Origin of the sequence: Prevotella sp. HUN102, from assembly GCF_000688375.1 — a bacterium.
Classification (GTDB): domain Bacteria; phylum Bacteroidota; class Bacteroidia; order Bacteroidales; family Bacteroidaceae; genus Prevotella.
In genome coordinates this window covers 91,349-104,698 of the sequence record NZ_JIAF01000004.1, presented here as the reverse complement: position 1 = coordinate 104,698, position 13,350 = coordinate 91,349, and the positions used below count along the sequence as shown (strand labels likewise).

Below are 13,350 nucleotides of genomic sequence, written 5' to 3'. Positions count from 1 at the left end.
TAGTTTGTTCATTAAGGCATTCCGACCGATGAGAACGAAGTGATTACGGCTCTCCCCCTGAGCGTAGCGGTAAAGGGGGCAAGCGCAGTTTGTGGCTACAAACTGACGTCTTGCAATGTTACCGATGGAATACCCTCGCATATACTATGCTTGGCTTTCATCTCCTGTGTTTCTCATCTTCTGAGAATGCCGATTATTCATTTCCTTACCGATGGCTCGGAATGCCGTGATTAAAGTTTGCGCCAGCGTTCTATGTCCTCGCTATATTCCTCCAGATGTCGGAGAGCTATGCACTCCAAGAAACTGGAAACATTCGCCCCGTAATCGCCCAAGCGACGGACAACGAACTCCAAGCGTTCCCACGTGGAGCGACTGAGATAGGTTGCTTTTCGGTCGATGATTTTATGGGGCAAGAGAAAGGCTTCCCGATAGCTCTCCAAGCTCTCTTGTCGTTGCTTGTGGCTGATACGTCTCGGAATGCTTGATATCGCTTGTCGCTTCTCCTGCTCGGAGTGCTCTGCTTTCACGGCTTCCTTTGCTTCATTCAAAGACTCGGAAGGCAATGTCTGCTCGGATACAGAGGAATGCTGTGAGCTTTCAGATTGCTTCATTGGCTCTGCTTGCTCAGTTTCTTGTTTAGTGGAAACGGCTTTACTGATAAGTTCAGAAAGTATCTGTGAGCCATCGGATTTTTCGGAATGGTTCAAATAGCGTGACAAATCAAATTCTTCTTTCATAGCTTATCTTATTTTGTGTTTGACAATAACAGGTTTCCGCTGTTGTTCTTTTTGTTCTTGCTTACATTGAGCAATATGGTAGTCGTTGAGGTCTTTATGTTGGGAATAGTGTCGGCTCATATCCTCTACCTTGATGCCTGAAGATTGGATACCCTGAAGAGCTTGCCGTCCTGCTTGGTCGTTGTCGAAGAATGCACGGACGGAGAGAATGCCATTCTTGCAGAGATAGGCGATGGCTCGTGGTAGATTGCTGACGGAGTTCAGAACTATGGAAGGCGAAATGCTTTCTTCCCCTTTCATTGTGAGATAGGAAAGGAAGTCCATAAAGCCCTCGAAGATGCAGTGAGGGGTGTTGTTCGCTTCTCCTGCAACTACGGATATATCCTTTGGTGCGATCGTTCCCTTGAATGTCTTGTCGCCCCGAAGCTCGTACCCTCCAGCTCGGTTGGGAAAGCCGATGGCAGAGTATTCTCTTCCTCCCACTTCGTAGCGAATATGACGGAGATAAGGACTTGCCACGGCAAGGTCTATCTTGCGTACTTCTCGGAGATAGTTTTGCAGGTGCAGAGGCAATTCTTCACTAATGGAGAGAATACGCCTTGCATCATTTTGTCGCTGTTCATTTCTCTTCCGCTCCGTGTGTGCTTCACGATGAAAGGAAGAGGGTGCGAGGGTTGTCGCTTTCTCTTCGGCAAGATGTGCCATTGCTTCATAGGCACTGCATCCTTGCATCCGCATCACAAGGTCGATGATGCTTCCACCTTGGCTTGTGCCGTAGTCGTGCCACAGATTTTGCCGAAAGTCCACTTTCAGGCTGGCGTTGGGGTCTTCTCGGTAGGGTGCGTGATAGAGGGCGTAGCCGTTGTAACGCTTCGCAGGCTCGATGCCGCAGGCGTGCAGATAGTCGGCTATCGGTATCGCCTTGATATGTTGTAAATCGTAATATCTTGATTTCATAAGTTGATTCGATGATTATTGTGTGGATAAAAGGTTGATTCAAACGGTGAAAGGGAAAGGCTATAGGCTCACGGAGGACGAACTTTCTTGCCCTCAAAGCAAAAAGTCTTTCCCTGCTTTTTCCCTTTCACCGTATATCTCCTTTCACAGTGAAAGAAGAAAGTATCTATGGCATTTCTTGTTCGTCTGTTTCTTTTCATTGTTCGTATCTCTTTTATTTGCTTGGTTTTGAACTTTCATCCGAAACAGGATGCTGAAACCAAGTTAGAGAGCCGAACCTATACCGACAAGGTTTGCGAGGCTGTTGCTTCGGGGTACGGGAAAATGCTCCGAAAATGGACGGGGTAAACGGGAGAAATTGGGACGAAACCATTCAAAAGGAGAGAATCGAGAGAAGAACGGCTCGGAAACCAACTTCATCGGATTGCTGACTCTTGCACACTTTTTCTTCGAGGGATATGCAAGCGAGAATTATCATAGGCGAGAGAACCTCCAAAAGATGCCGAGTAATCGAAGAAAAGATACCGAGCGACCGTGAGATTGCTCGGCATCTTTTTCCCGTTGTGTCGTGCGGACATTTCACACCATATCAGAGCCACAAGTACGCACTTAGATAAAGGTGGGTGGAATGGTCGATTTACGCTCGTATATTTCCTGCGATTTCCTTTTATTTCCCTTGATTTCATCGGTTCTTGGGACAAGGATTTCGCTTGCATACATTTGCACCGAAAAGAGAAAACGACAATTAAAAACGATATTGATATGAGATTTACCGCCATCGACACCTCCGCGTGGGAGGAACTGAAAAAGAGCATCGAAGAGCTGGCTCTTTGTGTGAGAGAACAATTCGGTACGAAGCCCGAACTTCCTGACCTGTTGCACAACGGGGACGTGTGCCGAATACTGAACATCAGCAAGCGGACGCTCCAGCACTATCGGGACACGTCCGTGCTGCCCTTCATCCAAATCGGGCATAAGTGCTATTACAAACGTGAGGATGTGGAAGCACTCCTCGAAAAGTCGAACCGAAAAATACAATGACTATGGAACACGAAATCGTAAACAAAGAAACACCCGAAATGAAACAACTCATCTCAGGCATCAGAGAAGTGAGCAAACGCCTTCTGGAGATTGCCCAAACGCACCGTCCGTTCTTCGGAGGAGAAATCTACCTCACGGGGCGAGAGGTCTGCGAACGGCTTTTCGTCAGCCCTCGCACCTTGCAGGACTATCGGGACAAGGGTATCATTCCTTACACCCAAATCGCAGGGAAAATACTCTATCGCCTCTCCGACATCGACCGACTGCTCCAAGAAAACTATCATTCAGTTTCGACACGCTGAGCCCCCTCTTTGCAAAAAAACGATTTTTCATTAACAAAAATCACTATTATTAGGTATTGTGAGATGTGATTGTGATACATATCTTTGCCCATGAGGAGACTCATATTGAGTCTAAAACAAGATTTAGTAACAATAAAAATTCAAATAGTATGAAACGTATTCTATCTACTATGGTAGCGACACTTGTTGTCGTTCTGTTCTCTATCTGCGATGCAACAGGGCAAATAAGGTATATGTCTGATGGGAAAATGACTATCGGAAATACGGATCCTTTTGCATTTTATCATTACACGGTTGCAGGTACGGGTATGTACTTTAAATTTCCTGGAGATTACAGCAACTTCTTCCAAATTGATGTGACCCCAGCGGCTCCTCGCTTAGCAGGACATGGTGACCAAATTGTGTTTTACAATACACAAACGAACACTTTTAATAGTATTCAAGTGCACAGAGTCTTCAACTACTCGGATGCTCGTGCAAAGTCAGGTATAGCACCCCTTAATCGAGGGATGGATATTATCAAAAGACTTCGTCCTGTTACCTATAATTTTATAGGTAACGAGACAAGGTCTTTCAGAACGGCTTATAATGAATATACCAAAAACAACATGGAAATTGGGTTGTTAGCTCAAGATGTTGAAGCCATTCTTCCCAACTTAGTCTATACGGACAGCGAAGGACGAAAACTTGTTGATTATACCTCTTTGATCCCCGTACTTATCGATGCGGTCAAGACTCTACAGAAAGAGATCGAGACCCTGAAAAAACAGAAATAGCAGATGCAAAAGAGACACACAGATAGGAAGAGGTATTTCTGCGAATTAGCTACTACATCGGGTTCGTTTTACGTGGATTACGTAAAAAAGTACAAGAATATTGATTCTGCCACACGAATATTAGAAGTAGGGTGCGGTGAAGGAGGAAATCTATTACCCTTTGCGAGATTAGGTGCAAAAGTTGTTGGAGTAGATTTATCTGAGGCTCGAATTGAGCAGGCTCGTATCTTTTTTCTCGAAACCAATCAAAAAGGCGAGTTCCACAATGTGGATTTTCTTCAGATGGCATCTCCTCGAAGCGAGGATTTGTTTGACATCGTATTGGTACATGATGTGATAGAGCATATTGAACCGCAATTCAAGGAAGCTTTTATATCTCGAATTAAGATGTTTATCAAAGATGATGGGATTGTTTTTTTTCGATTCCCTGCTTGGCAAATGCCATTCGGAGGACATCAACAAATTTGTAGAAGCCCATTGCTTGCAAAGATTCCCTTCATACATCTACTCTCCAAAAGAGCTTATAGGTGGCTTCTCTCAGCCTTTGGGGAAAGTGTACCTTGTATTGAAGAACTTCTAAGTATAAAACGCTCGAGGGTGACAATAGAGAAGTTCGAGTCTTTGTGTCGAAAACTCGAATATCAGGTTTTAGATAGAATTCTTTGGTTTATAAATCCGCATTACAAGGTGAAGTTTAACATCCCAGCAATCAAGTTGAAGTTGTGTAAACACATTCCCTATCTAAGAAATCTCTTTTCAACATCGTGTTTCTATATCATAACCCCACAAAAGAAAGTGTTAAGATGAAAAAGATTTACATTTTATTCCTATCTCTCTTTCTTGTCGGATTAAGTTCTTGCCGAGATGACATCGCAGGAGATTTACAACACGAGGATAGAGGAGGAAAAACAGAAACAAGAGCTCTGTCAAGTGATATTTTTTACTGGCATAATGGAGAACGTATTTTGTTATTTCCCAATAGCGAAAAAGAGTATATTCTCTATCGAGCCTCAGATGAAAATACCCTGCTTCAAAGTATCTCAAAGGGAGTTTCAAATGTGAGAAGTGGAGAATTGCAGCAGTATACTACTTCGTTGTATATCCCCTCAAAACAACAATCAGAGATGAAAGGAGAAAAATTAAAATGGGCTGTTATTCCCAAGAATACCACTTTATCCAGACGTCCTGAGATTTTGTACAGAGGAGATTTTTATACTAATGAAAAAGGTCAATCTGTCGGACTATCTCACTTGTTTTACGTCAAATTAAAATCTGAAAAAGACTTTGAAGTACTAAAGGGGTATGCAAGAAGATACGGTCTTTGGATTGTTTCCCAAAATAAGTATATGCCTCAATGGTATACGTTAGCTGCAATACAGACAAATTCCTCTACCATTGATTTAGCAAATCTTTTTCACGAGACAGGCTTATTCGAGGTGGCTCAACCTGACATAATTGTTGATGAAGACCTTACTTTCGGCAATCCTAATGACCCATTATTCTCTACCCAATGGGGATTAAAAAACACAGGTCAAGCAGGAGGTAGCGGAGGTTTTGATATTGCATTTAGTCAGGCTTATGGAATAACACAAGGGAGTTCCGATGTTATTGTTGCAGTAATTGATCATGGAATTGCATTAAATCATCCTGATTTAAATATTTATTCTTCCAGTTATGATACAGAAAGTGGAACTTCTCCGAGTGTAATTCGAGGTTCTCATGGTACCGCATGTGCTGGGATAATTGGAGCAAGAACGAATAATGGCATTGGAATTGCGGGAATTGCCTCTGCGTCACCTTTGATGTCTATTAGTAATAATTTAAGGCCTTCGCCAGACATTGCACAAAAACTTGCTGATGGATTTGGGTTTGCATGGAGAAATGGAGCTTCTGTAATTTCCAATTCATGGGGAAGACTTTCTCCTTCTTCCATATTAGAAGATGCTATAAGGGAAGCCCTAAGTAAGGGTAGGAATGGAAAGGGCTGTGTTGTCGTTTTTTCAGCTGGCAACGAAAATGCTTCGCAAGTCAGCTATCCAGCATCATCTATTCCTGATATATTGGTAGTAGGAGCAATGAGTCCCTGTGGAGAACGTAAGAGTTTTTCTTCTTGTGATGGAGAAAACTGGGGAAGCAATTATGGGAACGCTTTGGATGTTGTAGCACCTGGAGTCAAAATACAGACAACTGACTTACTTGGTTCTTCTGGATATTCTTCAGGAAATTATTACGCCTCTTTCAGTGGAACCTCTTCAGCATGTCCACATGTCGCTGCTGTTGCTGCGCTAATCATATCCGTGAAACCTGAATTAACACAGGAAAAGATTGTTAGAGCGATTCTTAGAAGTGCGAGAAAATTACCGTCTTACTCTTTTTCTCAAATAAAGACCTATGGTTCTTGGAATGCAGAAGTTGGGTATGGTCTTGTCAATGCCTTTTCTGCTCTTCAATATGTTATGGGAGACAATATCGTTTATTTTAACGATAAGATAGTGTCCAATGATGAGAATGTATTTGGAAGAATAATCTATTCACAAAATGTACTTGTAAGAAATGGGGCAAAACTCCTTTTTACAGCCCAAGAAGAAATAGAGATAGCACCTCCTTTTACAGTTGAAAAGAATAGCGAATTTGAGATGAGATTTTAGGATAAAAGAGGTGGAGAAATCCACCTCTTCTCTTTTTATTACTCAGAGAGAGTATTTTGTCAATACTCGTTTTTAATCATCAGTCTATCCATATCTGTTGCAATCTTTTGGTCGGTGATTTGGGCATAGATTTGCGTGCTGGCAATGGACGAATGTCCCATCATCTTGGCGATACTCTCTATCGGAATACCTGCCTCCAAAGTCAGCGTACCGAAGCTATGTCTTCCGACATGCCAAGTCAGCGTAGTACGAATGCCACATGCCATGCCCACGGCTTTGAGATGAGTGAGTAGTTTCCCCTTGCTCATCGTATCGGGAAATATCTTGTAATCCTCCCTGCTTTTCTCCTTTGTGTAAAGCGAAAGTATCTGCTCCGCTATCGGATGCAGAGGGATCAAACTTTCCACCTCCGTCTTCTGTCTTGCTTTGCGGATATACCGCTTCCCCTCGCTGTTCGTTTCGATTTGTGAGGCTCGCAGGCTCTGTAAGTCAGCAAATGCCAAACCCGTAAAGACGGAGAAAAGAAACATCCTTCGGCTTAGTTCTGCTCCTTCTTCCTGTAATGGGAATGCCAAGAGCTTTGCCACGTCACCCTTGCTCAGGAAACGAGGTTTGCGCTCCACGGCTTCGTACTTCGCCTCCTCAAACGGATTGAAGCGTATTGTGCCTTGACTGACGGCTCGATACATCAACCGACTCAACCAGCATAAATGCTTCTTCATCGTTGCAGGGGCATAGCCCTCTTTCTTCAAATGGAAACGATAATCATCAAAGAACTCTATCGTGAGAGTCGTTAGGAGAATATCCTTCTCGCCACGACTTCGTACAAATGCGTTAAGCTGTCTGTCGGAACACCGATTGTTACTGTACGTCCCCTCGCTCTTGCTTGCTCGTTGGGCTTTGAGTTCTTCTGCACTGAGGGCAAGAAGTGTTGTCGGAGTTCTCCCGATACCTTGTAAGTAGTTCTTCAGCAACTCGGCACTCACCGCTCCATATTTGTAGAGCAAGGTATTGTACCCCTGTTCGATTTCCTCCCGAAAGGCTTGCAGGCGTTGGTTTATCTTCTTGTCCGTTGTTTCCCCTCGCTTCACGCTCCAATCGTGGTGAGTGGTGCTTTCGCCTGTGGTTATCACTGCGTTCGCTCCGTCTATGGTGATACGGCAGAGGATTGTCGTTGTGCCGTCCGCTTTGGTTTTGCTCTTATTGATATAGAATAGGATTTTGAATGTACTACGCATAGCTCTTATAGGGTTAAGGTTAGGTTTTCAGTGAAAGAGAGAAATCGCTTGAACTCATCGAAGAGCTTCTTCGGGGTAACGTGGGCATACCGCTCGGTCGTTTGGATGTTGCTATGCCCCAGCATTCGGCTCACGGTTTCGATGGGAACACCTCGTTCCAATGTAATCAAGGTAGCAAAGGTGTGCCTCCCAACATGTGCCGAAAGGGGAATGGAGATACCGGCTCGAAGTTGCAGGGCTTTGAGTTGGACGAGGTAAGCCGAATAAGCAATGGGAGCAAATAGCGTGGTTCGTTCGTCAGATTGATAACGCTCTATCAAATGAACGGCTTCAGGCAAGAGCTTTACACGACAAAGCGTATCGGTCTTTTGTCTGTGGAACTTCAGCCACAATGCCCCTTCATCATCCGTAAAGAGATGTTCCCGATTCAGGGCAACCATATCGCAATAAGCGACACCCGTATAACAAGAGAATAGAAAGAGATTGCGAACGGTCTCCAACTCCACTTCATACGGCTCAAAGGTCAAGCCCTGCAACTTATCCAACGAAGCTCTATCCAACGCACGAGGTTGTTTATTCTCTCCTCGTTCTATCTGTACGTGAGCGAACAATTGTCGCTCTGTCAAGCCTTCACGATACGCCAAACGGCAGACTTTCTTCACGGCTAATGCCATCGTTCGGTAATGACCTTGCGAATGTCCCAGCTTCCCGACCGAGTAGTGTTGCAGGCATTCCAAGAAATCTTCTTCTATCTGTCCGAAAGGAATATCTGCCGTGCGGTACTTCTCTCGGATAAAGGCTTGTAAGTGCTTGCGAACAGTGTGGTAACTACTCATAGTTGTAGCCTTTATTTCGATACCCACCTTTTGTTCCATCTCTTCGACCATTCGGTCGTATCGCTCCAAAAAGGTGATTTGAGTTTGCATACTTCCTTGGAACTGCTCTTTGATGTCTGTTGCCGTAAAGACCGCACATCGCTCACAAAGGAGTCGATAAGCCGATTGTACCGAAAGAAGTAATCGTTCTAACTTGCCATTCGTTGCCACCGCTTCACGGCTTTTGCCGTTCAGTCTGCTCTCACGAGCATTCCACAACTTCGGATCGCACGAGAGCTTACAACTGAATTGGGCGATGGTTCGCCCGTAGGTTATACGCCCCATTATCGGGGCTTGCCCCGACTTGTCCAATCCGCTCTTTTTGAGGTAGAGCAAAACCTTGAATTTTTCTCTTTGCATACGCTTCTGTTTTATGGGCAAAATTACCCGTTACCGAAGCGTTCTCAGCTACGCAAAACATTGTAGTACAAAGTATAAGCACCGTAACGCGAGAAAGATGAGTTACCTAACACTCTTCTGCCAGTTACCTTCTCCTACCTCTTCGTTACCATCCAAAGAATGGACTGACGATTTGGTAACGGAACTTCTGCATAAATCCACATCTTCTGCACTTTTCCCCTCTGTGCAAACCATAGAGATATACCGCAAATCCCTCTCATTTTCATTCACTTACCTCCTATCCTCTCCCTTATACCCTTTCCTCTGATAGTTCTTAAGACCTTTTCATAAAAAACTTAAGAGCTTTTTGGAAAAAGCTTAAGAGCTTTTCGTGGGAATGTTGCGTGATATTTGCAAACCTATGCTTTATCCTTTATTCCTCAACGGCCTTGTTTTCTTCCGTATCTTCTGTTTCAACAGATTTCGATGTCGCCTCCATACACTCTCTTGAGTGCAAGATTAAGTACCTGATTCTCGAATTTGTCCTCTCTTTCAGCATTCTTCTTCAGAATGTTGGCAATGATTTTCTTGTCCTCTTTCATATAGAGGATTGTTTTATGTTGCAAAATTAATAAGAAAAGGAACAAGTTATATCGTATTGTCTATTATAATTCTGTTGAAATTTCGTTTCAATCTGTAATGAACGGTTTTATATATAATAAAGTAAAGTGCAGAAAGGATGTTTCAAATCCGTAAAATGAAATATTTTTTTATATCTTTGTCAAGAAAATTAAACATACGTGATGTAATTTTGCAGCAGATTTTTAATATCTCTATCAAATATATGCAAAGAAAACATATAAGTCTTTTGGCATTGTGCTTGCTTACAGGAATTTCAGTATCTGCGCAAGTGGAGCAGAAAGTGGACAGAAAGCCCAGCGTTCACGGCACTATCCGTGGAAAATATGAGTATCAGCCTGAAGATGAAAAGGGAAGATTTGAAGTGAGAACCGCCCGAATCAGCATAGATGGCAAAGTAACCGACTGGGTTAGCTACAAGGCTGAAATCGATTTGTCTGACGAAGGCAAAATCAAGATGCTCGATGCCTATACACGCCTGACTCCAATCAAGAAGTTTGATTTCAGAATCGGACAGATGCGCGTGCCGTTTACGATTGACGCACACCGTTCTCCTCATCAGCAGTATTTTGCCAACCGTTCGTTCATTGCAAAGCAAGTGGGCAATGTGCGCGACGTAGGTGCTACGGTGGGCTATACTTTCAATCCGGGTTTTCCGATAAAGCTGGAGGCAGGTGTTTTCAACGGGTCGGGGCTGACCAATCAGAAGGATTTCTGGACAAACAATATCAACTATTCTGCCAAGGTGCAGTTTATGTTTCCACGTGGCTTCAATCTGACTTTGAGTGCGCAGAAAATCAAACCAGACAATATTTCGGTGATGATGTACGATGCCGGCGCATACTATCACGCACACAACTGGCACATAGAACTGGAATATCTCTACAAGCATTACAGCAAGGAGGCTTTCCGTCCGGCACATTCTGTGGATGCTTTCGTGAACTACGACATACCTTTGCGCAATAAATTCTTCTCAAAGGTATCCCCTCTGCTCCGTTACGACTTTATGAGCGACCACAGCGATGGTATCCGTTATTTGAACGGAGAGCAGGACGAAGCTGGAAAAATGAAGTTCACAGACTACAAACGTTCGAGAATCACGGGTGGCGTTACGTTCAGCATCGACCGTCCGTTCATCTCAGACATCCGAATCAACTACGAAAAATATTTCTATGGCGACAATGCCGTGCCAAAGAAGTCGGAAAAAGACAAGTTCGTGATTGAGGTAATGACCAGATTCTGACAGAGAAGGTATTCCCTGATAGTATCGAATCTTATATATTCTGTAAGTAATTGAAAATCAGTAGAAAATGATCCTGTTTGCAAACGTGCGAAGAATGCAATGCATTCTTCGCACGTTTGCATTGCATTCTTCGCAAAAATGGAATGCAATCTTCGGTTATTTGAAAATCGTATTCATATCGCCTGAATTTATGGTGGTGTTGAGGCGAAGAAAACTCCCGTTAAAATGCGTTTATTGGTTCACTTCCTGTATGCGTTTGATGTTGTCCCTTTCCCCTACAACCCACAGCGTGTCGCCCACTTCAAGGTCTCTTGCAGGGTTGATGAGCGTAATGTGCGTCTGGCCTTCGTCCACGCCCACCACCATACAGTTGTATTCGTCTCGGATTCCACTCTCGCGCAGCGTCTTTCCGATGAACGGACTGCTTTCCGACAACTCAATCTGGCGAAGCACCATTTCACGTTTTTCTATGTTGAACTCCTCGGGATGTATCTCGTGAGCAATGGCGGCGGAGATGGCAGCAAGCTGTTCGTCGTTGCCAATTACCTGAATCTTGTCGCCGGGGAAAACAATCGTGTTTCCGTTGGGGATATTGATGCGGTGCGAGCCACGGAGAATGCTGCTGACGTGTGTGCCGAAACGGTTTCGCAGTTTGAGTTTTTGCAGCGTTTTGCCTGCCCAAGTGGAATCTTCCGGTATTTCAATGCACCCGATATGTATGTCTCTGTCGAGCAGATGCCCGGCAAAAAGTGGTTTCTTTCTGCCCTTCACGCGTGCCTCTATATCTCGGCTCCGGAGGTTCTGCACGAACAGTCGCTCAAGATTGATGCTGCGCTTCTTCAGGCTTCTCGAAAGAACCATCAGCACAAGGAAGCCGATTGCAATCACGATGAGCAATGCGTTCTTGAAGCGTGTGAGATAATTGCAGATGTAGAAAATGAACATCAGCGCAATGACAACACGTGCAAGAACGGTAAATACGAGCGGCAGACGGTTGATTCGTCGGACCGTCCACAATGTCTTGAACTCCTCCGAGTGGTTTTTCTTCATAACGAACGCACGGAGGAATGGCGAAATGAGCAGTATCGTAATCAGTCCGCACACTGCATTTCCCGCCCAGTGGGTTCCCGTGAGGCTGATTGAGAACCGGCGAAGAACGGGCAGTGCCAGCGAGAACATCACGGTTATGACTGCACCCGAAAGAATACTGTAAATAATCGTGTTTGAAACCATTGCCCGGATGAGACTCTTCCACAGATTGTCTGACGAGAGAGATTCCGAGGAAACGGTTTCGATGTGCGTCAGACGGCGCACCCATCGTCTGGGAAGTCTGCGCAGAAGGGCGTTGTAGCACGGTTCAGCAGCACGAATCATATAAGGTGTGAGGAAAGTTGTAATGACCGAAACTGCCACGACAACCGGATAAAGGAAATCGCTGATAACGCCAAGGGAAAGCCCGAGCGTGGCGATGATGAAGGCAAATTCGCCCACTTGCGCCATAGAGAAGCCGCAGCGCAGCGCATTCTTCAGCGTCTGCCCGCCGAACATATAGCCCAATGTGCCGAAAACAGCCTGTCCCAACAGTATCGTAATTACAAGAATAAGGATAGGGAAGGCATATTCCACCAGAATTTTAGGGTCTACCAACATACCTACCGACACGAAGAAGACGGCTCCGAATAGATTCTTGACCGGTTCTACAATCTTAATTATCTTGTCGGCCTCGATGGTTTCTGCCAGAATGCTGCCCATAACGAATGCGCCAAAGGCCGCACTGAAACCCACCTGCGTGGAAACGACAGCCATCAGACAGCACAAACCGAGCGAAACAATGAGCAATGTCTCGTTGTTGAGGTATCTTCTTACACCTTTGAGGAAGAGAGGAATTGCGAACAGTCCGATAACGAACCACAGAATCAGGAAGAATCCTATCTTGAACAGGCTGCCCAAAAGCTCTCCGCCGTCAGGACTGTTTCCGCTTGCCACTGCGCTGAGCATCACCATCATCACAATGGCCAGTATGTCTTCCAATATCAGCACGCTCATAACGGTTGCTGCAAAGCCCTGCTGCGACAGTCCCATATCGGCAAAGGCCTTGTAGATAATGGTTGTGGAACTCATTGCCAGCATTCCTCCGAGAAATATGCAGTCCATCTGCTGCCATCCGAATGCCTTACCCACGGTAACGCCCAGAGCCATCATACAGAAAATAATCGTACAGGCGGCAATGGCGGGCGAGGCACCCATCTTGAGAATCTTCTTGACGGAGAAATCCAGTCCCAATGAAAACAGAAGGAAAATAACGCCGATGTCCGCCCAAGTGTGGATATCGGCTTTATCGACTACGCTCATAAGGTAGGGCATATGTGGCGATACGAGAAAACCGGCCACGATGTATCCCAATACCAATGGCTGGTTCAGTTTCTTGAACAGCAGCGTTACGAAACTTGCCACTACAAGAATCAATGCGAGGTCTTTTACTAAGTTGTGGAGTTCGGCCATAAAATAAAAAAAACACCTCCAATTCCTCCTTTGAGGGAGAAGTTGGAGGTATG

The 13,350-nt window shown here is 44.8% G+C and carries 15 protein-coding genes; 9 read left to right on the top strand and 6 right to left on the bottom strand.

Features of this window, described 5'->3' with window-relative positions; translation table 11 throughout:
• Positions 1–39: 39 nt before the first annotated feature.
• Positions 40–234 carry a hypothetical protein gene (locus P150_RS17510; RefSeq protein WP_155952947.1) on the top strand — a complete coding sequence of 65 codons (195 nt, stop codon included), beginning with the start codon at positions 40–42 and terminating at the stop codon, positions 232–234.
• On the opposite strand, the gene P150_RS0105170 is transcribed toward P150_RS17510, so the two are convergent.
• Both P150_RS0105170 and P150_RS0105165 read right to left on the bottom strand, forming a co-directional pair.
• Positions 231–737 (bottom strand): DUF3408 domain-containing protein, encoded by a 507-nt coding sequence (locus P150_RS0105170; RefSeq protein ID WP_028896755.1) that lies wholly within the window; start codon positions 735–737, stop codon positions 231–233. The genes P150_RS17510 and P150_RS0105170 overlap by 4 nt on opposite strands.
• Before the next feature lie 3 nt (positions 738–740).
• Positions 741–1,694 carry a toprim domain-containing protein gene (locus P150_RS0105165; protein ID WP_028896754.1) on the bottom strand — a complete coding sequence of 318 codons (954 nt, stop codon included), beginning with the start codon at positions 1,692–1,694 and terminating at the stop codon, positions 741–743.
• 168 nt (positions 1,695–1,862) lie between these two features.
• Here P150_RS0105165 and P150_RS17505 point away from each other — a divergent pair, with 168 nt between their 5' ends.
• The 7 genes from P150_RS17505 to P150_RS0105135 all read left to right on the top strand — a co-directional run bounded on the left by P150_RS17505 (position 1,863) and on the right by P150_RS0105135 (position 6,461).
• A complete protein-coding gene (locus P150_RS17505) occupies positions 1,863–2,042 on the top strand; it encodes a hypothetical protein (RefSeq protein WP_028896753.1) in 180 nt (59 codons plus the stop codon).
• A gap of 110 nt (positions 2,043–2,152) precedes the next feature.
• A complete protein-coding gene (locus tag P150_RS17500; protein ID WP_155952946.1) occupies positions 2,153–2,311 on the top strand; it encodes a hypothetical protein in 159 nt (52 codons plus the stop codon).
• A 145-nt stretch (positions 2,312–2,456) separates the two neighbouring features.
• Positions 2,457–2,735, top strand: a complete 279-nt coding sequence (locus P150_RS0105155; protein WP_028896752.1) for a helix-turn-helix domain-containing protein — start codon at positions 2,457–2,459, stop codon at positions 2,733–2,735.
• 2 nt (positions 2,736–2,737) lie between these two features.
• Positions 2,738–3,037, top strand: a complete 300-nt coding sequence (locus tag P150_RS0105150; RefSeq protein WP_028896751.1) for a helix-turn-helix domain-containing protein — start codon at positions 2,738–2,740, stop codon at positions 3,035–3,037.
• A 149-nt stretch (positions 3,038–3,186) separates the two neighbouring features.
• Entirely contained in the window at positions 3,187–3,813 is a 627-nt protein-coding gene (locus P150_RS0105145) for a tail fiber domain-containing protein (protein ID WP_028896750.1), read from the top strand.
• Positions 3,814–3,816: 3 nt separating this feature from the next.
• Positions 3,817–4,620: a bifunctional 2-polyprenyl-6-hydroxyphenol methylase/3-demethylubiquinol 3-O-methyltransferase UbiG gene (locus P150_RS0105140; protein WP_028896749.1), complete on the top strand. Its 804-nt coding sequence runs from the start codon at positions 3,817–3,819 to the stop codon at positions 4,618–4,620.
• Positions 4,617–6,461: a S8 family serine peptidase gene (locus P150_RS0105135; protein WP_028896748.1), complete on the top strand. Its 1,845-nt coding sequence runs from the start codon at positions 4,617–4,619 to the stop codon at positions 6,459–6,461. The genes P150_RS0105140 and P150_RS0105135 overlap by 4 nt, the downstream gene beginning before the upstream one ends.
• Positions 6,462–6,520: 59 nt before the next feature.
• Here P150_RS0105135 and P150_RS0105130 read toward each other — a convergent pair whose 3' ends face one another.
• From P150_RS0105130 to P150_RS18115, 3 genes are all read right to left on the bottom strand, one after another.
• A complete protein-coding gene (locus tag P150_RS0105130) occupies positions 6,521–7,699 on the bottom strand; it encodes a site-specific integrase (protein WP_028896747.1) in 1,179 nt (392 codons plus the stop codon).
• A gap of 5 nt (positions 7,700–7,704) precedes the next feature.
• Positions 7,705–8,934, bottom strand: coding sequence for a site-specific integrase (locus P150_RS0105125; protein WP_028896746.1), 1,230 nt, complete (start codon positions 8,932–8,934; stop codon positions 7,705–7,707).
• 452 nt (positions 8,935–9,386) lie between these two features.
• The gene (locus P150_RS18115) at positions 9,387–9,515 is read right to left on the bottom strand and encodes a hypothetical protein (RefSeq protein WP_255327169.1); all 129 of its coding nucleotides are present in this window, start codon (positions 9,513–9,515) and stop codon (positions 9,387–9,389) included.
• A 242-nt stretch (positions 9,516–9,757) separates the two neighbouring features.
• On the opposite strand from P150_RS18115, the gene P150_RS0105115 reads away from it, so the two are divergent.
• Positions 9,758–10,795, top strand: a complete 1,038-nt coding sequence (locus P150_RS0105115; RefSeq protein ID WP_028896745.1) for a porin — start codon at positions 9,758–9,760, stop codon at positions 10,793–10,795.
• A 231-nt stretch (positions 10,796–11,026) separates the two neighbouring features.
• Here the strand turns inward: P150_RS0105115 and P150_RS0105110 are convergent, their stop codons facing one another.
• The gene (locus P150_RS0105110; protein WP_028896744.1) at positions 11,027–13,297 is read right to left on the bottom strand and encodes a cation:proton antiporter; all 2,271 of its coding nucleotides are present in this window, start codon (positions 13,295–13,297) and stop codon (positions 11,027–11,029) included.
• Between the last annotated feature and the right edge of the window lie 53 nt (positions 13,298–13,350).

Excerpts from the sequence above, each read along its gene's own strand:
- P150_RS0105135 (WP_028896748.1), top strand. The coding sequence starts at position 4,617 with ATGAAAAAGATTTACATTTTATTCCTATCTCTCTTTCTTGTCGGATTA.
- P150_RS0105115 (WP_028896745.1), top strand. The coding sequence starts at position 9,758 with ATGCAAAGAAAACATATAAGTCTTTTGGCATTGTGCTTGCTTACAGGA.
- P150_RS18115 (WP_255327169.1), bottom strand. The coding sequence starts at position 9,515 with ATGAAAGAGGACAAGAAAATCATTGCCAACATTCTGAAGAAGAATGCT.
- P150_RS0105145 (WP_028896750.1), top strand. The coding sequence starts at position 3,187 with ATGAAACGTATTCTATCTACTATGGTAGCGACACTTGTTGTCGTTCTG.
- P150_RS0105125 (WP_028896746.1), bottom strand. The coding sequence starts at position 8,934 with ATGCAAAGAGAAAAATTCAAGGTTTTGCTCTACCTCAAAAAGAGCGGA.
- P150_RS0105155 (WP_028896752.1), top strand. The coding sequence starts at position 2,457 with ATGAGATTTACCGCCATCGACACCTCCGCGTGGGAGGAACTGAAAAAG.
- P150_RS0105110 (WP_028896744.1), bottom strand. The coding sequence starts at position 13,297 with ATGGCCGAACTCCACAACTTAGTAAAAGACCTCGCATTGATTCTTGTA.
- P150_RS0105130 (WP_028896747.1), bottom strand. The coding sequence starts at position 7,699 with ATGCGTAGTACATTCAAAATCCTATTCTATATCAATAAGAGCAAAACC.
- P150_RS17500 (WP_155952946.1), top strand. The coding sequence starts at position 2,153 with ATGCAAGCGAGAATTATCATAGGCGAGAGAACCTCCAAAAGATGCCGA.
- P150_RS0105170 (WP_028896755.1), bottom strand. The coding sequence starts at position 737 with ATGAAAGAAGAATTTGATTTGTCACGCTATTTGAACCATTCCGAAAAA.
- P150_RS0105150 (WP_028896751.1), top strand. The coding sequence starts at position 2,738 with ATGGAACACGAAATCGTAAACAAAGAAACACCCGAAATGAAACAACTC.
- P150_RS0105140 (WP_028896749.1), top strand. The coding sequence starts at position 3,817 with ATGCAAAAGAGACACACAGATAGGAAGAGGTATTTCTGCGAATTAGCT.
- P150_RS17505 (WP_028896753.1), top strand. The coding sequence starts at position 1,863 with ATGGCATTTCTTGTTCGTCTGTTTCTTTTCATTGTTCGTATCTCTTTT.
- P150_RS0105165 (WP_028896754.1), bottom strand. The coding sequence starts at position 1,694 with ATGAAATCAAGATATTACGATTTACAACATATCAAGGCGATACCGATA.